Annotated in this window: 14 protein-coding genes; 7 read left to right on the top strand and 7 right to left on the bottom strand. The window is 47.9% G+C overall.

The genetic code is table 11. The annotated features are described in order from the left end of the window. Positions 1-33 precede the first annotated feature (33 nt). Together N5E87_RS08050 and gltS are read left to right on the top strand one after the other, a co-directional pair. The gene (locus tag N5E87_RS08050; RefSeq protein WP_086903896.1) at positions 34-924 is read left to right on the top strand and encodes a TIGR01777 family oxidoreductase; all 891 of its coding nucleotides are present in this window, start codon (positions 34-36) and stop codon (positions 922-924) included. A gap of 565 nt (positions 925-1,489) precedes the next feature. Next, a complete protein-coding gene (gltS, locus tag N5E87_RS08045; protein ID WP_086903895.1) occupies positions 1,490-2,713 on the top strand; it encodes a sodium/glutamate symporter in 1,224 nt (407 codons plus the stop codon). Between the two features lie 109 nt (positions 2,714-2,822). Here the strand turns inward: gltS and lepB are convergent, their stop codons facing one another. The 3 genes from lepB to N5E87_RS08030 form a co-directional block, all read right to left on the bottom strand. Further along, the gene (gene lepB / locus N5E87_RS08040; RefSeq protein ID WP_086903894.1) at positions 2,823-3,485 is read right to left on the bottom strand and encodes a signal peptidase I; all 663 of its coding nucleotides are present in this window, start codon (positions 3,483-3,485) and stop codon (positions 2,823-2,825) included. Positions 3,486-3,814: 329 nt separating this feature from the next. Continuing rightward, the gene (locus N5E87_RS08035) at positions 3,815-6,316 is read right to left on the bottom strand and encodes an FtsX-like permease family protein (RefSeq protein WP_086903893.1); all 2,502 of its coding nucleotides are present in this window, start codon (positions 6,314-6,316) and stop codon (positions 3,815-3,817) included. 3 nt (positions 6,317-6,319) lie between these two features. Continuing rightward, positions 6,320-7,069, bottom strand: coding sequence for an ABC transporter ATP-binding protein (locus N5E87_RS08030; RefSeq protein WP_086903892.1), 750 nt, complete (start codon positions 7,067-7,069; stop codon positions 6,320-6,322). Between the two features lie 52 nt (positions 7,070-7,121). On the opposite strand from N5E87_RS08030, the gene N5E87_RS08025 reads away from it, so the two are divergent. Beyond that, positions 7,122-7,721, top strand: a complete 600-nt coding sequence (locus N5E87_RS08025; RefSeq protein ID WP_086903891.1) for an arylesterase — start codon at positions 7,122-7,124, stop codon at positions 7,719-7,721. A 144-nt stretch (positions 7,722-7,865) separates the two neighbouring features. Next, on the top strand, positions 7,866-8,933 hold the full coding sequence (locus tag N5E87_RS08020; RefSeq protein WP_069455216.1) for a DUF3083 family protein: 1,068 nt from the start codon (positions 7,866-7,868) through the stop codon (positions 8,931-8,933). Between the two features lie 101 nt (positions 8,934-9,034). On the opposite strand, the gene N5E87_RS08015 is transcribed toward N5E87_RS08020, so the two are convergent. Next, entirely contained in the window at positions 9,035-9,766 is a 732-nt protein-coding gene (locus tag N5E87_RS08015; protein ID WP_086903890.1) for an AcvB/VirJ family lysyl-phosphatidylglycerol hydrolase, read from the bottom strand. 7 nt (positions 9,767-9,773) lie between these two features. Next, positions 9,774-12,326, bottom strand: a complete 2,553-nt coding sequence (gene mprF / locus N5E87_RS08010; RefSeq protein ID WP_086903889.1) for a bifunctional lysylphosphatidylglycerol flippase/synthetase MprF — start codon at positions 12,324-12,326, stop codon at positions 9,774-9,776. A 437-nt stretch (positions 12,327-12,763) separates the two neighbouring features. Here mprF and N5E87_RS08005 point away from each other — a divergent pair, with 437 nt between their 5' ends. The 3 genes from N5E87_RS08005 to N5E87_RS07995 all read left to right on the top strand — a co-directional run bounded on the left by N5E87_RS08005 (position 12,764) and on the right by N5E87_RS07995 (position 17,695). Further along, positions 12,764-15,499, top strand: a complete 2,736-nt coding sequence (locus N5E87_RS08005) for an SO2930 family diheme c-type cytochrome (RefSeq protein ID WP_126512943.1) — start codon at positions 12,764-12,766, stop codon at positions 15,497-15,499. Between the two features lie 138 nt (positions 15,500-15,637). Then, complete coding sequence (locus tag N5E87_RS08000; protein ID WP_126512942.1) at positions 15,638-16,822, top strand: SO2930 family diheme c-type cytochrome; 1,185 nt, start codon at positions 15,638-15,640, stop codon at positions 16,820-16,822. A 171-nt stretch (positions 16,823-16,993) separates the two neighbouring features. After that, entirely contained in the window at positions 16,994-17,695 is a 702-nt protein-coding gene (locus N5E87_RS07995; protein ID WP_126512941.1) for a hypothetical protein, read from the top strand. Between the two features lie 47 nt (positions 17,696-17,742). On the opposite strand, the gene N5E87_RS07990 is transcribed toward N5E87_RS07995, so the two are convergent. Beyond that, positions 17,743-18,762, bottom strand: coding sequence for an AraC family transcriptional regulator (locus tag N5E87_RS07990; protein WP_279767928.1), 1,020 nt, complete (start codon positions 18,760-18,762; stop codon positions 17,743-17,745). Between the two features lie 193 nt (positions 18,763-18,955). After that, a complete protein-coding gene (sohB, locus tag N5E87_RS07985) occupies positions 18,956-19,972 on the bottom strand; it encodes a protease SohB (protein WP_109287437.1) in 1,017 nt (338 codons plus the stop codon). Positions 19,973-20,001: the final 29 nt, after the last annotated feature.

The following is a 20,001-nucleotide window of genomic DNA, read 5'->3' as shown; positions in this document are numbered from 1 at the left end:
AATCAAAGAAAACCATCAACCAAGGACTCGACGATGAAGATATTGATAACGGGAGCTAGTGGGTTTATTGGTCAGCAGTTAGTCGCCCATTTAGCCAATGAGCATGAATTGGTCTTGCTCACCCGCCACCCCGGCACCAGTCGGCAACTATTAGGCCCGCAGCACCAATATCTCAGTACCTTAGATGAAGTTGATGATTTAAATCATATCGATGCGGTGATAAATCTCGCCGGCGAGCCCATTGTGGCTAAACGTTGGAGCGCGCAGCAAAAGCAGCGCATCTGCGATAGCCGCTGGAATACCACGGCGCGACTAAGCCAACTGATTTTACACAGCTGCACCCCGCCCAAAGTGATGATAAGTGGCTCTGCCATCGGTTTTTATGGCCGCCAAGGTGCTATCCCCATCGATGAAACCGCAGCCCCACACCCCGAATTTAGCCATGATATTTGTCAGGAATGGGAGCGACTCGCGCAGCAAGCCGCCACCAAAACCCGCGTCTGCATCCTACGCACGGGTATAGTGCTTGGCCATGGCGGCGCACTCGCGAAGATGTTGCCACCGTTTAAATTGGGGCTAGGTGGACCAATAGGCCACGGCTGCCAAGGCATGAGTTGGATACACATTCAGGATATGGTGGCGCTGATAGACTTTTTACTCAACCATGACGAATGCAAGGGCATTTTCAATGCCACCGCGCCTAATCCTGTCAGTAACGCCGAGTTTGCCACCACCCTAGGTCGAGTATTAAATCGCCCAACCTTTATCACGACCCCAGCCGCTATGCTGCGACTCGCGATGGGCGAAATGGCGGAGTTACTTATCGAAGGGCAATTTGTGCTCCCCAAACATGCGCTAGATGCGGGGTTTAGCTTCCGCTTTGAGCGACTCGAACCTGCGCTAAGGGACGTACTCGCGAGTTAACAGTTTTTTCGACTCCGCCATTATCGGTAACTGGCTTGAGAATAAAATGTTACCAAGCGCAGAGTCGAGGGTTAACGCCATGCTGAATAATGGCTTGAAAATCAGAGATAAAAATCCCCTGTGGCGATTTATTTATCGACGTGATTTTTTTAAATGCAGCGCTCGCATCTGGCAACAGCCGAAAAACATAAATGCAACACAATGATTTTAAAGACAATTTAACGACATTGGCGCATTTTTCTGTTACACTCCCCACCTCTTGCTTATCGCTATTGACGTGTTAGCGCCCGCACTGAAGCACAGTTAACACTCCGAGCAAGTTCATTATCTTCAGTATCCGCACCCTCTGTCGCGATGCTGATCAACTACACCAATACGGTTCATATTCGCGCTTAATACTCCTTCTCCAGTCTTGGGGATTGATAAGAATCTGTCCTTAGATCGCGCGTTTAACACTTAGCATTAGATAATGCTAAATAACGAGATGGGTCGCCCTCACTCAGCTTGAATACAGCCAGCTTGAGTACAGCGGTATTCCCACACAAACCATTTGTAAGGAACTATCATGCACACCACTTATACAATTGGCGAACTCGAGTCGTTCTTAATTGCTATCTTCGTGCTGTTTATTGGCCATTCCATCAATCGCCATGTGCGTGTTTTTAGACAATACAATATTCCCGAACCTATCGTTGGCGGACTGGTCGTCGCCGCCGTCGTGGCCTTTTTACATTTCCAAGACATCACCCTCGCCTTTAGTTTACCCATGCAAAACACCTTAATGCTGATGTTTTTCAGTACGATAGGTTTGTCGGCAAACTACAAGCTACTGCTCAGTGGCGGCAAAAAAGTGTTTATCTTCCTTGGCGTCGCTTCGGTTTATATCGTCATTCAAAATGCTGTTGGGGTGAGTCTTGCAAGCCTCCTCGGTTTAGACCCCATCTTAGGCCTTATCGCTGGCTCGATTACGCTGTCAGGCGGCCATGGGACAGGTGTTGCCTGGTCACAAACCTTTGCCGAAAACTACGGCATCAACACCTTAGAGCTTGCCATGGCGGCGGCCACCTTTGGCTTAGTCATGGGCGGCATTATCGGCGGCCCCGTCGCGCAACGATTAATTGGCAAACACAATCTGGTCTCAAGCTACGGCATGGGCCGTAAACACCACGCCACGCATCCTCAACTGGTCACCTACGATCAGCTCGAAGAAGACCAAGTGACCGCTAAGACAATCATCGAAACCCTGTTTGTACTGCTGATCTGCGTTGCTGGAGCCAAATGGTTTACTGTGTTTGTCAGCGAATATCAGCTGAATTGGCTCAAGATGCCGGACTTTGTCTATGCCCTGTTTCTTGGGGTGATCATCGCCAACATCACCGAAGTGACCCGAGGTTATAAACCCCATACTGAGAGTATCGATGTGATAGGTACTGTGGCGCTGTCGTTATTCCTGTCTATGGCCTTGATGAACCTAAAGTTGTGGGAAATTTTGGATCTGGCTATCCCACTACTGATAATCCTGCTGGTGCAAACCGCAGTGCTGGCGGTATTCGCCTATTTTGTGACCTTCAAAATCATGGGTAGTAACTACGACGCGGCGGTGATCACCGGCGGTCACTGTGGCTTTGGTATGGGCGCTACTCCTACTGCGGTGATGAATATGGGCGCACTGGTGTCACGCACAGGCCCTTCTCCGCAGGCCTTTATGGTGGTACCGATTGTCGGCGCCTTCTTTATCGATATAGTCAATTTAATTGTATTGCAGGGCTACCTCAGCTTTTTGATGTAATCGCACAAGGTTTTGTGAAAACGCTTTATCATCAAACAAAAATGGCGCCGATAAGGGCGCCATTTTTTATATCTCGTGAATCTCGTGAAGAGTGAAATCAAAGGACAAATTAGAACGCGCGCATCATGCGTTCTGGTCGCGGCAAGTAATAATCGTTGTAATCCAATGAGAAGACCACTGAGCTTGAGCGGCCAACAATCTCCTCCCTAGGTACAAAACCTATGACTCGTGAATCGGCACTGTTATCTCGATTATCCCCTAACGCCAAATACTGGTTATCAGGAACCGTAACTGGGCCAAAATTAGCCAGCTGCGAGGGCTGCGGATTAAGTCGAATACTGTGGGCTATGCCGCGGAGATCCTCCTGCCATTCGGAGACATTCTCCGGCGCATAGGCACTTAATGTTTGCTGTGTATATACGAGTGGTTTGCCATTTAAATACAAGCGATTATCCCGCATCATCACAGTATCACCGGGTACGGCGATCACCCGTTTAATCAGCTTTTTATCGGCTTTTTTAGAGTCGAACACGATAATATCCCCACGTGTTGGGTCCGCAAGCTTAACGAGTGGGATATGGGTAAATGGCACTCTGATATCGTAAGCCATCTTATTCACCAGAATGCGGTCGCCCTCAACAATCGTCGGCAACATAGAGCCTGTCGGCACAGTATTCCAATCGGCCACCGCGCTCCTGAACACCAGCATTAGGCTGATAAACAATAAAATGGAGCGATTATCTCTAAGTAATGTTCTTATTCTTTTAAACATTCTGTTTATCTCCCTAAGGCCAAAATCCAGCAATCTTCTCGTTTAATGACAGTGCTAAGCTATCAATTGCCTGACGTAAGCAATGCTTGCTCGTTAAATAGACTCATCAATATCGGCAAAGTTCTTCGCGAATAACATCTTGGCTTTTTCCATTTGTAAGCCAATGTGACAAATGCTCAAACTTAGCCACAAACTTAGCCTCAACCTAAAACACTCGAATAATCGCCATGAAAAAAGCACTGGTTTAGGCCAGTGCTTTTTTATTTGACAAAAAATGGTTTAAAATTATGGCATTACGGCATTTTCCTTAACCGCTAACGCACCTTAACTTAAGCGCCCGCTTTTAACAATTCGGCGCAGGATTGATTGAGCAATTGGCGGCAGCGCCAAACACCCAGCAGCGCAACTAGCAAGGCACCGCAGACAGGGGCAATCCCCCACCAGGGCCAGTGCATATACACATTGAGTTCAAACACTTGGGTCTTTAACAGATACAGCGCAAATTCCGCCACTATCACTGCAAGCACCCCAGCTATGCCCCCCAGTAACGCAAATTCAAACCCAGTGGCGCTACGCAGTAACCAGCCAGAGGCGCCAAAGGTGCGCAGTACCGCGAGTTCACGCTGGCGTGTCGCCATTCCCGCCTCGGTTTGGGCGATAAGCACTAAAGAACTGGCCAGTAAGACGAGAACCAAAACCAACGTCAGCGACAGGGATACCTGCTCAATAATCTGCCGCAATTGCCCGACCATGGCGCCGACATCGATAATCGACACCGTTGGGAACTGCTGAATAAGTTCGAGGATCACTGTGCTCTTCGGAGCATCACTCCCTTGCACATCCGGTTTTTTGTCGTCGAGGTAGAAGCTTGCCATCGAGGTATAGGCAAAGGGCGCCAGCGCTTCTTGCGTGAAGATCATAAAGAAGTTTGGCTGCATGGTTTCCCAGTGCACGGTACGGATACTGGCGACCTTGACCTTAAGCTCTTTGTTATCAATCATATAGGTCAGCGTATCGCCCAGCTTTAGCCCTAAACGCTCGGCAACACCTGACTCGACAGAAACCTCATCCGCCGCCTGATTAAACTGCCCTTCGACCAACTCGTTGTTGGCGGGCAAGGTATTGCGCCAGGTGAGATTAAGCTCGCGGGAAATTCCTACTCGTCCCTTTTCTCCCGCTTCGGCCTGCTCGTCGGAAATCAAGGTTTCACCATTGATTTGAGTCAAGCGGCCGCGAATCACGGGATAGATATCCGTTGCAGCTATGCCCTTTTGCGCCATAAAGTCATTTAATGGCTTAGCATCATCGGGGGCGATATTGACCAAGAAATAGTTGGGCGCATTCTCGGGCAGCTGTTTTTGCCACTCGTTCAGTAAATCTTGCCTCAGGGCCAAAATGGTCAGTAGTAATACCAAGGCCGCACTAAAGCCCACCAGTTGCACCGCATTTTGCCGCGCGCGGCGGCGTAAACCCGCGAGTGCCAGTTGCAAGGGATTGGTGGTTTTCATGCCGACACTGTGACCAAGGCGGATCATCACAAAGCCTAAAATACTGAGCAATACGCCCAGTAGCAGCACAGCCGCGACTACCGTCAGTGTCAGCGCCCAGCTTTGGGAATACAAATATCCCAACAGTGCCATCGCCCCTAAACTTAAGAGTAAATGCAGCCACATGCCGAGCTGCAAACCTTCGAGCTGTCTTTGTATGACCCGCAGTGGCGGAATCGCCAGCAGACGCATTAAAGGATAGGCTGAAAACATAAAGGCGCTGATAAGCCCTGTGCTGATCCCAAGCAGTAGCGGCCGCGTCAACGGCGGCGAATAGGCAGCAATTTCAGGGGGTAACAGTTGATTAATGCCTAAATCCAGCAGTGTTCCACCTATAAGCCCCAGCACAATGCCAAACAGCGTCACCAGCAGCAAATGGATACCAAACAGTCGACGAATTTGTGTTGATGAGGCGCCAAAGGTTTTAAGCATAGCCACCACATCATAATGACGTTGGCAGTAACGCTGGGCGGCAATCCCAATCGCGGCGCAGGCCAGCGCAATACCGAGCAAGCTTGCCAGCAATAAAAATCGCTCCGCCCGCTTCACCGCGCCCGCTATCGGTGAGTCGCCAGACTGCACATCGACCCAGCGCTGGGAATTATTCAGCAGCGGTTTAACGCTATTTTCAAAGGCGCTTAAGGCGCTTTCTTCGCCCACAAATTGATACAGATAGGTCACTCGGCTGCCGGGTTGGATAACCCCAGTCTTGGCGACATCTTCAATCCGCATTAACACCACGGGGGAAGAAGCGAATGGATTAAAACCCGCATCGGGTAAGCGGCTGATTTCTTGACTTAAACGAAACTCACTGTTGCCTAACTCCAGTGTTTGCGGGTATCCCAAGAGTCCCCCTAAGCGACTCTCGAACCACACCTCATCGGCGTGGGGCAAGCCTTGAGCTTTTTCATCTTGGCCATTGTCCGCTTTAAGTTCTATGTCGCCCTTAAGTGGATAACCAGACTCAACCGCCCGCACTGTGACTAACTGAAACTTATCCCCCGCATACACCATGGAGTTAAATTGCATATTGGTCACATGCTTAAGACCAAGTTCGTCAGCCTTAGCCAGAATGCTAGCGTCAATTTGAACGGGAGAGTCGATAATGCGATCGGCGGCGATAAACTGAGTCGCTTGCCCGTTTATCGCGACCTGCAAACGCTCGCTGACACGCGCTAGACCGCTGACCGACAGCACCGCCAAGGTAATCGCGAGGATAATCAATAACAACTGCCCCTGTTGCAGCTCGCGCTTAAACAGGCGCCATGCCAAATTAAGCTCCATGGGTTAGGCCTCCTTGGCGCTTAATTCAAGGTTGTTATTCACACTGTGCGATTGGGCCGAATTTAACTCTTCCTGCAAGTGGCCGTTGTCCATAACCAGTTGCCTTTGGCAGCGCTTCGCCAATTGCAAGTCATGGGTCACTAGGATGAGCGTGGTGTGGCTCTCTTGGTTCAGTTCAAACAACATATCGGCAATTTTATGGCCGTTAACACTGTCCAAATTGCCGGTTGGCTCGTCGGCAAATAGCACTTTAGGTTCACAAATAAAGGCGCGAGCAATGGCTACCCTTTGCTGCTCGCCGCCAGATAATTGTTTAGGTAAATGGGTCAAACGGTGGGATAACCCCACACGCCCCAGCATGGCCTCAGCCTTTTCCTTGGCATTTTTAACCCCAGCAAGCTCGGCAGGTAGCATCACATTTTCGAGGGCAGTTAAGGTATCAACTAACATAAAAGATTGAAAAATAAAGCTCACTTTCTGCTTACGCAGCGCGGCTTTCTGTTCTTCATTGAGCGGTGATAGGGCTTGGCCATCGAGCCAAATCTCCCCCGACGTGGGGGTATCGAGCGCGGCGAGTAAGCCAAGCAGTGTCGATTTGCCCGAACCTGAGGGGCCTAATATCGCCACACTTTCCCCCTGCTTGACATCTAAGTTAATGCCCTTGAGGATAGTGAGCGAACCTTCCTGAGTAGTCACCGATTTTTCGAGGTTAACAACATTGATGGCACTGTTTTTTGAAACGACGTTAGACATAGGATCCTTCTTATACAAATCGTTCTTGCGTCAATCGCTTAGATGCAAGCCGATGGCAAAGGCCGTGAGCGCCTGCATCCTGTTAAGTCTGTTTATAACCACGCCAGTTCAGGCGGCGAAAGTGTTGATCCTCGGCGATAGCTTAGGTGCCAGCTATGGCATGTCGGAACAAGTAGGCTGGGTGGCGCTGCTGCAAAAAAATTTACCCGAGCATGAATTTACCAATGGTTCGGTGAGCGGTGAAACCACAGCGGGTGGTTTGCGTCGTTTGCCTGCGCTGCTCGATTCCGTGGCCCCCGATTTGGTGGTGGTCGAACTCGGTGGTAACGATGGTTTACGTGGATTCCCCCCGATGCAACTCAAAAATAACCTAATCCAAATCATTACCCTAGCGAAAAATAGCGGTGCTAAAGTGCTACTGACCGAAATCATGGTACCGCCTAACTATGGCCCTCGCTATACCCAAAAGTTCACCCAAGTGTATCAAGAGATTGCTAAAGACGAGGAGATTGCATTAATTCCCTTCTTTATGCAGGACATTGCTCCCCACCCTGAGTTGATGCAAAGGGACGGAATTCATCCCAATGAAAAGGCCCAAGAGAAGATCGCCACTTGGATGCAACCTTGGATTGAAAAAGCATTAACTCAATAAAATCGCTGCAATTTTAAGCTAATAAACAGCTTGCTGATGTAAAGTTGCATTTAAGCGATAAAAACATGCTCCAACGCAACATTAACGCCTGAGATAAACAGTAAAATTCGTGTTAGCAAATGGTTAACCCAACAAGGAGTCAATATGTCCCTTAGCCATCAGCAAAAAGTGTACATACCCAAGGAAGCTCGTACCAACCAGTACATCACCGCCGAAATTAAAGTCACGGATGAATTACTGGCGCAATACCCCGATTACCATAGCTGTTATCAAACCTTAAGCCGCATTATTTTTAACTTGGCAGAACAACACGATCTCCGTAACGTTCATGTGATCACTAACGATAAACTGCCAGTCGTGCGTTACCACACCGAAGCCTATTGTTTCCAAACCGCTGAACAAATTCTGTTTTTTTACAATCCTGCCTATCACGAGGCACAAAACCTGTTCACCGAGGATAACTACCGCGCCCGCAAACTGCGTATTGTGTTTTTAGCGACTGGCGATGAGATCCGCAGCAACTCGGCCAATTTCCATACCCGAGTACGAGAACTCCTAAACGAATTAATGCCTAAGCTGCCGATTAAAGATCTCAAAGTGAAGATCCGCGACCATCAGCATTTATCCTATGATTTATTTGCTAAATCAAAAGGTAATAAAGAAACCTACGGCTATAAACTCAGAGCCATTGCCCCAAGATACAAGGCCAGAAAATGTGACCTGCCGGAAAATGTTAGCTCACTCACCTATGTCACCGTCAGCCTGCCGCTGAGTCGCAAACTCAAACAAGGGTTACTACCCGACTCCGCAACGGACTTTAGCCCGTTATATCAACATCTTGAAGATAACTTCCTCAAGGCCGCAGCTAATAAGCAATTAACGCGATTGGCTATGATCGCCAACGGCTTAACCCCCTTAGTGCGGAACAGTAAGTTTGAGAAACTCGACAGCAAGGCCGAAGTACAAATGATCGGTTTTGACCCTAACGCAACCGAGCAACAAGTGATCCGCCGCTGGGATGCCGACAACCTAGTCGAAGCCGCGCATTTTACTATCGTCGCGGGCGCCAAGGACTGTGATGACTCCGGCTATGGCCGTTTTATGAATAACGTCGAAGCCGCACTGAAAACCTTTGCCGCCGAGATTGGGCTAGATCCAGAGCGTGAAGATCTCGTGGTGCGCTTCCACCAGCACATTAGCTATCAGCTCTAGTCATTCGCTGTAGTACAACCTAAAACAAAGGGCGCATCTGCGCCCTTTTTATGTTTTATTCCAAAGCATTAGGGTCGTAGGATGCCATGCTCAAAAGCGCGCTAAATTGGCTTTAGCCAACCTTTTATCAGCTTGACCACTTTATCGTAATCATCGTCAAAACTGTGGCCACCGCTTAACTCCATCACAGTGACATTGGGCTGCTTGACCTCTGGGCATAAATGCAGCGGCGCATCGTCCTCTTTACCATAGAGGCAAAGCATAGGCACAGTGGTCTGTTTGTTCACTTCGGGCAAGGTTAAGTAACGGGCCGATTGATTATCCGAGGTGACAATCTCGCTCACGTGGATTTCAAAATCCGAGGATTGTGAAGGAGAGAGCAGCACAGCCCCCAAGACATTCTTCCGATACCGCGCGGGCATCTCATTTAGCACAAAGGGGATAACTTCGGCCCCAAAGGAATAACCAATCAAAATCACTTTTTGCGTGCCAAATTCCGCCTGGTACTTGTCGATTATGGCTAAGGTATCTTGGGTGACATCTTTAGGATCTTTTTGTTTCCAATAGTATTTCAGCGAGCTCCAGCCGACCACAGGCCAGCCTTGCTGCTGTAAAATGCCCCCAACGGCTTTATCAAGGGTCGCCCAACCGCCATCGCCACTCAAAAAAATCACCAACGGTGGTTTGGTATGGGATGAGGCAGCATTTACCTGAGTTGATGGTTCGACAGGCAACAAGGTTAGCCCCAGATTATCGGCAAACTCATCGGCAAAGGCGTTAGCAGTTGAACATAAAAGTAAAACGCTCAGTATCTTGATTAAGGATTTCGTCATCTCGCACCTACTTTTTAAATACGCCAGTTGCACCACGACTCGTTAAGGTCACCAAACTACCCACCACTACGGGTAAAGATAGCCCGCCATAACAAATCAAATACTTAGCTTCCCATCTTGGATTAAACTTATCCTTATACCTTCTAAGCCCCTGAAAGTTGTAAAATTTATTCCCCTTCTTATAAACCGTTTTGGCAAGCTTGGTCCAAAACGGTACCAAGGCTCTATCGGTCAATCCAGACATGGGCGCCATGCCAAGATTAAACTGTTGATATTTTTGCTGTTTGCCCCAAAGCAATAGCTCAGTAAACAAAAAGTCCATTATATTACTACCCGATAAATTCGGCAGATAACGCATCAAATCAACGGAGAACTCCATTTTGGCGGCACTGGCCCACACATTGGAAAAGGCCACCAGCTCGCCATTCAAATACACTAAGGCCATTGGCGTGGCGCACAGGTAAGCGGCGGAGAAATAACCAACCGAAAATCCCTTCTCTCGCCCCTGTTTGGCTTTAAGCCAACTGGTTGAAATAGCCTCTAATGTTGGCAATAGACTCTGCACTTCACTGGCATCGACAACTTTAAAGCTCAAGCCTTCCCTTAATGCCTTGGCATGGCTCTGCCGCAAACTGCGATACTTACTCGACTGCAACTCAAATTCCGCCAAGGACACTATGGCCTCTTCACCGAGTTTATAAAGGCTCAACCCTTGCTCTAAAAAGTGGGGTAAATACTTTTGCGTCACTTGATAAAACACTGGCCAACCATCGTAGGCGTCACACAGCTCGCGAAACTGCCACAGGAGATCATCAAATTTATCTTGATTACCGATAGGATCGCCCATCACCACCCAGCAATGTCCGGCGCGGGCATACATTAAGAAGGCATCTTTATCTTCATTAAATAACAGCGATTTATCTTGTACTAAGGCGAGATAACCATGGCTACTCGGCGCATCAGCAACAATCTCCATGGCGCAGCTCAAGGTCGAGCTATCTAGGCGACTGGTATGAGGTTTTCGCACCGCAAGCACATAACGAATGGCAAAGCCGAGCAGAATCACGAGGGCTATCGCACCACCCCGTAACGCGCGGGACACATGGCTATCCTGCGAGAAGGTTAACCAGAGCGAATGGTCATAATCCACATCTTGGTAGGCAAAAAACAACACCCACACCATCAAAAATAACGCCGCGGCGAGGGATAATAACCAGCCGAAGGAATATTTAACGCCCACAATCGAACCTTGGCGATAAAACACCTGTTCACAGGGCAGCATTAATAAATAGATAAGACCGAGTGCTAGGGAAATCTGCCATTCAGCGCCTTTAAGCACAATAAAAACAATGGCTACTAATAACAGTTTTTGCGTGAGTACAAGGGCTTTTTGATAACGCTTAAACAAGCCATGGGATAATAACAGCAACAAAATACCACTAGCACTCAATATTAAGCTCGACAATTCGACAATCGGCAGCGGCACTATCTCCCCTAGCCAATGATATTTATGCATAATGGAAGGGTTAACCACTGACAGCAATAAAACCAAACCGACGGAAAACACACTAATGCTTAATAGTGGTGGCAATAACTGCCTGACAATATGTAAATCAATATTTATCTTAGATAATTTATCCTTATTACTTAATACTAAACCCGCCACAAAATAAATCAGGGCCAGCATAAAAGGCACAATATAATAAATGACCCGATACACAATCACCGAGCCCAATATTTGTTCAACGGGTAAATACTGGGATAAGGTCACTGTAACCACAGATTCAAAAACACCAATCCCTCCAGGCACATGGGCAAGCACCCCGATGGCATTCGCCACAAAGAAAATACTGAGCACTTGAAGGTAATTTAATCCATCTACCGCAGGCAGCAGGGAATAGAATAATGTTCCCACGACTAACCAATCGAGTGTCGAGACCACAAACTGCTTCAACGACTGAGACAGTATGGGAGGCGCAAACTCAAACCCACGAAAATAAATCGGTTTTTTACGCCAAAGACTAAACAGAAAATACCCTATGACACCGAGCAGCATCAGAACACCAAACACGCGGCTTAAGGAAAATAACCACGTAGGCAACGGCAAATCAGCCAGTTGTTGCGCCGGGAAGTTAATCAGCGCGATACCACAAATGAAGAATAACCCAAGGAAAAAAGTCACCGAGCAGGCGAGCACTATTTGAGTTATCTGATTACCGCTTAACCCTAACTCTGAATAAAACTTATAGCGTATCGAAGTGCCTGTGAGTAATGAAAATCCTATGGTATTGGAAAAGGTAAAGGCTAAAAATGAAACGGGAGCGACCTTTTGATAGCTTAATGATGAGCCAAGTTGTTTAATCGCAAGATAATCATACAAGGACAAGATTAAGTAGCTTGTCACAGTCAATGCAACGGCAAGCGCAAGCTGTGAAAATGAAAATAATTTAACCTCAGCCAAAATATCATTTAGTTGATAATCCTGCTCAAGGTTATACAAAAGCAATAACGAGACTGTGAATATTAGTAAGCTAATAATCACCCGAATGCGTCTCCCCATTTTCATCTCCACATATTGTTAAGGGGCAAATCAAGGTTAATGACTATTATGGATAAAGCATTAAATCTGAATTAACTTTAATTTATTATTAAGCACTGTTTTAGCGAAAGATTTTTAACATAGTGATTTTTGAGTGGCAATCAAATTAAGCGTTAACTAGATGATGTTTTATTCATCTTGTAACAAGTATGTTTTAATTTGCATTAATAATATCCAACCGCCTTATCTGAAGATAAAAACACCATTAAGGGTATTCAGTTCCCCCCAACCACTCCCCCATATTTTGGGATAAGAATGTTGAGCTTAAAGCGAGTCGCGTAAAACCATCTCCCTTTACCGCAGCGATGACTTGCACCATTTTGGCCATATTTCACATTGCCTTTTGCTGCTCCTAGCGCATTCTGTTAACGAAATAATAACAAAAAGCAGGAGCACCTATGTTCAACAAGACGACACACCCACTGGCGAAGAAGGGCGTTAAGGCGACACCACGCCACCTTTGGCCAAGCAACTCCCACAGGAATAAAGTTCAAAGTAAGGCGAATTGGCTGATGCCAACTGGGGTCGCCCTACTGATGGCTTTTAATCTCACGGGTTGTTTTTCTGACGATGATCCAGCACCAGAGGTCGTCACGCCACCCGTAGTTCAACCCCCTGAAACGGGCCCCACCTTCCCCGAAGGCGCCATCAAGATCCTACCGGGGGATAATCTCACCACCCGTATTCAAGAAGCCTTAATCAACGCGCAAAGTGGCGCTGTGATTGTGCTACCAAAGGGCACCTTTAATATCGATTCGACATTACTGTTCGATGGCGACGTGGATGGGGATGGCAGTTATGCCAAAAACGTCACTATCATGGGCTACGGGATGAAGGACACTATCCTCAATTTCGCCCAAGCCAACTCGGGGGATGGGATTTTCGTGCAAAATGCGCTGAACATTACCATTCAAGATCTGTCGGTCAATGAAGCCAAAAACAACGGCATCAAGCTTAAAAATACCAATGGCATCATACTGCGCCGCGTGGGGGCGGTGTGGGAAGGTGAGCTCGACAAAGATAACGGCGCCTATGGTCTGTATCCCGTTGAGTGTGAAAACATTTTGATTGAAGACAGCTATGTCCGCGGCAGTGCCGATGCGGGCATTTATGTGGGCCAATCCCAATATATTGTGGTGCGCCGCAATATCGCCAAGGAAAACGTTGCGGGGATCGAAGTCGAAAACTCTAAGTATGCCGATGTGTATGACAACGAAGCCATGGGCAACACTGGCGGGATTTTAGTGTTCGACTTGCCAATCAATAACCACAGATACGGCTCTAGTGTGCGGATTTTCAACAACAAAGTGTATGACAACAACACGCCTAACTTCGCCAACGCCTCGGCCAACCCAGCTGGTGTGCATATAGTGCCGCCGGGGACAGGGGTGATTGTGCTGTCGACCGCCGATGTGGAAATCTTCAATAACGAAATTACCCATCACGACACCTTAGGGGTGACTGTCAGCAGCTTCTTTATTGCAGAACCCGATATGACCTCCTTTGTCGGCAACTATGGTCAACCAGGTCAAGCCATTGAAGACGGTTGGCGCCCAGTGCCGCGCAATATTTACTTGCACGACAACGTGATCACTGACTATGGTAGTAAGCCTAAAGGTTATTTAATTCAAGATATTATCCGTGCGTATGTCATCAGTCACGGTACCTTGCCCGGCGTGCTCTACGACGGCTTAGGGGAAATGCTTGCCAATAACGGCACCGCCGCTTACCTAGGTTTGAAAGAGGCACCCTTTGCCACAGATGGTAGCGATAACGTCTGCGCCAGTGATAACGGTGATGTGTCCTACGGCAGACTCTATGCCAACAGCAACACCGACATCAGCATCGCCGATGTGCAATACGAGAAGACCCAGAACAACCTGCTGAAATGTACCCAGGTGAGCCTACCCGTGCACACAGTCACCTTCGCGGGCCAAGTGTTTGGCTGCGGGGTTGACGATAATACCGCGGGCTGTGATGGCGGCGTGCTCGTTGGCGGCGGGGGCACTATCGGTGAAGGCGAAGGTGGTTTAGTGGGTGATGGTGACCAAAGTCTTTGTCAGGCGACGGGTTCAAACGTCAGTTGGGATGCACTGCTAAAAGCAAACTGCCCTAAACTGTCGGATTACAATCTGTTCAGCGATGCCAAAAACCCTACGGCAGGGCCTAATTCGGGCGGTGTCCCTTACGATCTTAACACTCAGCTCTTTACCGACTACGCCAGTAAATACCGCTTTGTCTATTTGCCTTCGGGACAAAAAGCCAGTTACTCCGAAAACGAAGCGTTTGATTTCCCAGTGGGTAGCGTTATCGTCAAAACCTTTGCCTTGCCAAGCGATACCAGTAAGCGTGGGAGCAGTAACGAGAGTTTGATTGAAACCCGTTTGCTGATCCATCGTCCAACGGGTTGGAGCGCCCTGCCCTATGTGTGGAATGCCGATAAGACAGATGCGACGCTGGCGAAAGCCGGTGCGATTAGCAGTCAAACCTTAAGCCATAAAGGAGAAAGCCTCACCTTTAATTACATGGTCCCGAGCATGAACCAATGTAAGCAGTGTCACCAGTTTAAGGCCGATGACAACAGCAACGCCGTGTTTGTGCCTATTGGTCCTAAGGCGCGCCATTTAAACCGCAACTACAGCTATCAAGATGGCACCATGAACCAACTGCTGAAATGGGAAAGCCTAGGTATTTTGCAGGGATTACCGAACCTGAGCCAAGTACCACAAGTGCCCGCCTACCACGATGGTGATGAAGCCACAGTCGCAAGCTTAAGCGATACCGCATTAATGCAAACGGCTAAAGGTTATCTCGACATCAACTGCGCCCATTGCCATAGACCCGAGGGCAACGCCTCTAACACCGGCCTTAAACTCGAATACTGGCGTGGCTACAGCGATGATGCAGGTTTCTCCCACGGTACCTGTAAATCGCCAGTCGCCTATGGCGGTGGAAACTTAGGTTTCGACGTCGTGCCTGGCAATGCCGCTGAGTCCATCATGCACTTTAGAATGCAAAGTACGACCCCGGGCGATCGTATGCCTGAAATCGGTCGCAGCCTATCCCATGATGAAGGCGTGGCGCTGATCAGCGAATGGATTAAACGCCTGCCTGCGGCAAGCTGCTCGCACTAGCGTTAACGGCAACAATGGGTGAAAGCAGGCTTGCAATCACCCACTTGTTTAGCACTCCAAAATAGAGCAACACCCTGACAGAGAAGGCCGACTTAGGCCTTCTTATTTCAAGCAACAGCTTAAAGAGCGGATAATCCAATGAAAAACCGCCTAACACTCATCGCAATCTGCAGCCTAACGACCCTAGTAACCGCCTGTGGCGGCGGTGACAGCCAAAGCAGCGATAATGGCCAAACGCCGACTCCGCCGACAACACCAACTGTACCGACAACGCCCACTAGTTTGTGTGTGAATACAACTGGGCAAGTTAACTGGCCCGCCTTAATGGCAGAGGACTGCCCAGAATTAAGTCAATATGGGCTCTTTATCGACCCCGCAAACCCTACCGCGCAGCCGCAAGCACCGGGATTTGGTTATCAGCTCGCCACACAGCTGTTTTCTAATTACGCCAGTAAATACCGCTTTATCTATTTACCCGCCGGCAGCAGCATCCAATACCAAGCGCAGGAGGCATTCGAGTTTCCAACTGGCGCCGTGCTGGTCAAAACCTTTGCTCTGCCACTGGATACGGCTATCACAGGCATAGCCAACGAAACCCTTATTGAAACACGGCTATTGATAAAACGCTCCCAAGGCTGGACGAGTTTGGTTTATCAATGGCAACAAGGGGAGACAAAGCTGCTTACCGCGGGCGCAAGCGTGCATCATACCCTGATTAATCAAGGCCAAAACCAAAGCTTTGATTACAACATTCCGAGCCGCGCCGAGTGCAAAATTTGCCACCAAATCAATCAAGACAACAGCAGCCAAATCATTCCGATTGGCCTTAAAGCCCATCTATTGAATCGCGATATCATCGACCAAGGGCAAAGCGTCAATCAACTCAGCCTCTGGGCTAAGCAAGGCAAGCTGGAGCAGTTACCCGAGTTAAACCAAGTCGCTAAAACCTATGCCATAGACAACCTCCAAGCCGATTTAACCAGCCGTGCTAAGGGCTATTTAGATGTTAACTGCGCCCATTGCCACAGCGCCAAAGGCTATGCCAGCATCTCCGGCTTACGCCTTGGGTTTTATATCGACCATACCAGTTATCAATATGGGATCTGCAAACAACCACCGGGGTGGGATGGTGGCCCTAAAGGACTCGATTACGATATCGTTCCCGGCAATGCTGACCACTCGATTTTGCTCTATCGCCAAACGCTGTCAGAACCTAAAGATCGCATGCCGCCCATTGGTCGCAACCTTGAGCACCAAGAAGGCGTGGAATTAATTCGTCAATGGATAGATTCGCTGGCACCGAGTTTAGGGAATTGTACTTAGACATGTTCAGTAAGAAACTTGCTTATTACCAATCGCCACTGATTGAACCAGGTTAGATAATGATGCTAACTTACTGTCCAGTTGGAATGTTCATTCCAACTATAAATCCTTTCTAGATTAGTTTACTGATAGGGATGGGTAATACTCAGTTAAATGCCAAATGGAGGCGGCATGCGTAAGACTATATTTTTCACCTTGTTTTTTGTCGCGTTTTCTAATGCCAGTGCAGAAGAACAAACCCAAGTTAACTTAAAAGATAATACGGTTTTCTACGAGGGAGCACTCTCTGAGGAAGCCAATCAAAAACTTATCTCATTGATTGATAACAATCCTCACCAAATCGAGTGGGTATCAATTAAAAGCAAGGGAGGTGAAGTCAATCGAGGAATGGATTTAGGCGAGATTATTTTTAACAATAATCTTGGCGTCGAGGTTACCGAATACTGTCTATCTTCTTGTGCTAATTATGTATTCTCTTCAGCTCATAAGCGCCGTATATCCAATCATGCTGTTATTGGTTTTCATGGCGGTGTCACTGGGATGGAGGAAGCAACGGAAGAATACCTAAAAACTTTACCCGAGAGCCAACAAAAAGCAGCCAGAGATAGCTTCACCGCGTATATGAAGACAACAACGTCCAGAGAAGCTGAGTTTTTCACTAAGGTTGGTGTCAGTCAAAAAATAACCTATTTAGGTCAAAGTCCCTTGTATCAAAAGCAAAATGATTCTGAAGAGTACATTGGCTGGTACTATTCATTAGATGACTTAACAAAGCTCGGTATAAAAAACATCACGGTAATTAACCCGCCTTGGAAATTCAAACAACTATCCGAAAAAACCAAGTTCTTTAAAGTGAGTGTGAGTGATATTTGACGACAGACCAAAGCGTTAATTGTTAATTAGCGCTTTCACTCTTCCCTTTACCCACCATTTAGCCTGCTAAAATACCCTGGCGGATGGCCAATCCAATGCTTAAAGGATTGACGGAAATGGCTGACATCGCTGTAGCCTAAGGTCTCGGCAATCGCCTCAATATCCAACTCGTTAGCTAAAATCAACTCGACCGCCCTTTGGCAACGCACCTGATCGACTAAACGTTGATAACTCGAGCCAAGCTGTGCCAGCTTACGCCGAAAGCTGCGTTCGCTAATATGCAGTTGCGTCGCCATGTCATCTAAATGGAGCACTTGGGGAAAATGTTCATTGATTGCCGCCAGCACGGTTTCGATAAAGGATGTGGTTGATACCGAAGCGGTCTTTTCGGCGTAGGCAGGGAAAGGATACTGGATGGCAAGCGCGAGATGGGTGAGGGAAATGCTCCATTCGTAATATTCGCAATTAAACTGCACCCTAGCCCCCGTTGCCTGAGTTAAAAAACGCTCATCGCGGACAGGTTCTGCCAAATGAATTTGCCTAAGCGTTATCGCCTCCCCCGTGAGCTCTCTCGCCAGCCCTAACAGCGAACCTATGCTGTGCAGAAATTGAAATCCATATTGTGCTTTGTCGATACGGCCAGTATTGAGCCAACGAATGCAAACACAGTCTTCTTCTAGGCGCACTAAGGTATCGGTAAAACTACCAACCAGTTGGGGATGATTGACCACAAACTGCAGGCAGGCCTGTAGAGACGTTAACTGCGCGAGATGGGGCAAGAGCACATCTAAACTACTCACCCGATAGCTTAGGCCTAATTTAGTGCCGATATCGGGGTCGCCGCCCTGCAAGCGTAAAAACTCCATCGCATACTCCACCTGCCACACAAACACAAACTGGCAATGATTGAGCTCTGCTAGGCCAACGCCGATATGTTCACAGACTTGCTGTAAGGCGTTTTCGCCTAACTGCGAGGCAATAAAATCGAGAATATTACGTAGCTCAAATGCGGGATAGGTTTGATCACCTACCATCAGGTTCGTCTTGTAGTCGACGCGCTGTAACATGGAAAATCCTTAATTTGATTTGTTCAGCTTTTAATTCCCTAGGTGATTAGTTGTATAAGATCTCGCTTATTTTGAATAGTCTTAAACCAAACTTAATGTTAAAAAAATGTATTATTTTATTTCGCGCTCGGACAAAACAAAAACGCCTGCATATTCGCAGGCGTTTTCATCAGGATTGAGTTAACTCGTCGGCTTACATGGGACGATTTTTCTCAACTAATCGATTAAAAATCGCATTTACCGATAAAGACGCACCATGGGCGATTTTATCTGCCAACTTCTTACGGACTTGGTAGCGCAACTTGTACACAGTACGTTCGCCAGCTAACTGCATTAACACATCATCACTGGTTGAAATCGCATCGATAAGACCTAATTCAATCGCCTGTTGACCGTACCAATGTTCGCCCGTGGCCACCTTAGCCAAATCGAGCTGAGGACGATACTTGCTCACGAAAGCTTTAAACAACACATGGGTTTCTTCCAGCTCCTGTTGGAACTTCTGTCTGCCTTCGTCAGTATTTTCGCCAAACACGGTTAAGGTGCGCTTAAAATCACCGGCCGTGTGTTGCTCGTAGTCGATTTCATGTTTCTTCAATAAACGGTTGAAGTTAGGCAACTGGGCAACGACACCGATTGAACCTACGATGGCGAATGGCGCGGCATACACTTTGTTTGCCACACAGGCCATCATATAACCACCGCTGGCAGCGACCTTATCCACGCAAATCGTTAATGGGATTTCGGCCTGACGCAGACGGTCAAGCTGGCTAGAGGCCAGACCGTAGCCATGCACCATGCCACCGCCACTTTCGACATTCACCACCACTTCGTCGCCCTTTTCGGCAATGGTTAAAATCGCGCTGATTTCTTCCCGCAGTGAAGCTACTTCGGCGGCATCAATACTGCCTTTAAAATCAATAACAAAAACTTTGCCTTTGCTGTCTTCTTCGGCCGCTTTTTCCTTCGCCTTTTCGTCCGCTTTCAGCTGTTTTTCGTAGGCTTTAAACTGCTTCTTCGACAGCAGTTCTTCCTTCAAGCTGTGTTTAAGCTCTTCCAGTTCTTCTGAAAGATTGGTGATCCTCAGTTCACCTTTATCCGATTTGTGCTTCACCGTGGACGCGAGCACCACAATAATCACAGCAACAAGCGCAACCACTATTGTCACGGCTTTCGCTAAAAACATGCCATATTCGTATAGAAATTCCAAAGTACTCTCCGTTGGGGCCTAAGGTGATC

It is taken from the genome of Shewanella sp. GD03713 (assembly GCF_029843705.1).
Classification (GTDB): domain Bacteria; phylum Pseudomonadota; class Gammaproteobacteria; order Enterobacterales; family Shewanellaceae; genus Shewanella.
This window is presented reverse-complemented; position numbering and strand designations above follow the sequence as displayed.

Excerpts from the sequence above, each read along its gene's own strand:
- N5E87_RS08050 (WP_086903896.1), top strand. The coding sequence starts at position 34 with ATGAAGATATTGATAACGGGAGCTAGTGGGTTTATTGGTCAGCAGTTA.
- gltS (WP_086903895.1), top strand. The coding sequence starts at position 1,490 with ATGCACACCACTTATACAATTGGCGAACTCGAGTCGTTCTTAATTGCT.
- lepB (WP_086903894.1), bottom strand. The coding sequence starts at position 3,485 with ATGTTTAAAAGAATAAGAACATTACTTAGAGATAATCGCTCCATTTTA.
- N5E87_RS08035 (WP_086903893.1), bottom strand. The coding sequence starts at position 6,316 with ATGGAGCTTAATTTGGCATGGCGCCTGTTTAAGCGCGAGCTGCAACAG.
- N5E87_RS08030 (WP_086903892.1), bottom strand. The coding sequence starts at position 7,069 with ATGTCTAACGTCGTTTCAAAAAACAGTGCCATCAATGTTGTTAACCTC.
- N5E87_RS08025 (WP_086903891.1), top strand. The coding sequence starts at position 7,122 with ATGGCAAAGGCCGTGAGCGCCTGCATCCTGTTAAGTCTGTTTATAACC.
- N5E87_RS08020 (WP_069455216.1), top strand. The coding sequence starts at position 7,866 with ATGTCCCTTAGCCATCAGCAAAAAGTGTACATACCCAAGGAAGCTCGT.
- N5E87_RS08015 (WP_086903890.1), bottom strand. The coding sequence starts at position 9,766 with ATGACGAAATCCTTAATCAAGATACTGAGCGTTTTACTTTTATGTTCA.
- mprF (WP_086903889.1), bottom strand. The coding sequence starts at position 12,326 with ATGGGGAGACGCATTCGGGTGATTATTAGCTTACTAATATTCACAGTC.
- N5E87_RS08005 (WP_126512943.1), top strand. The coding sequence starts at position 12,764 with ATGTTCAACAAGACGACACACCCACTGGCGAAGAAGGGCGTTAAGGCG.
- N5E87_RS08000 (WP_126512942.1), top strand. The coding sequence starts at position 15,638 with ATGAAAAACCGCCTAACACTCATCGCAATCTGCAGCCTAACGACCCTA.
- N5E87_RS07995 (WP_126512941.1), top strand. The coding sequence starts at position 16,994 with ATGCGTAAGACTATATTTTTCACCTTGTTTTTTGTCGCGTTTTCTAAT.
- N5E87_RS07990 (WP_279767928.1), bottom strand. The coding sequence starts at position 18,762 with ATGTTACAGCGCGTCGACTACAAGACGAACCTGATGGTAGGTGATCAA.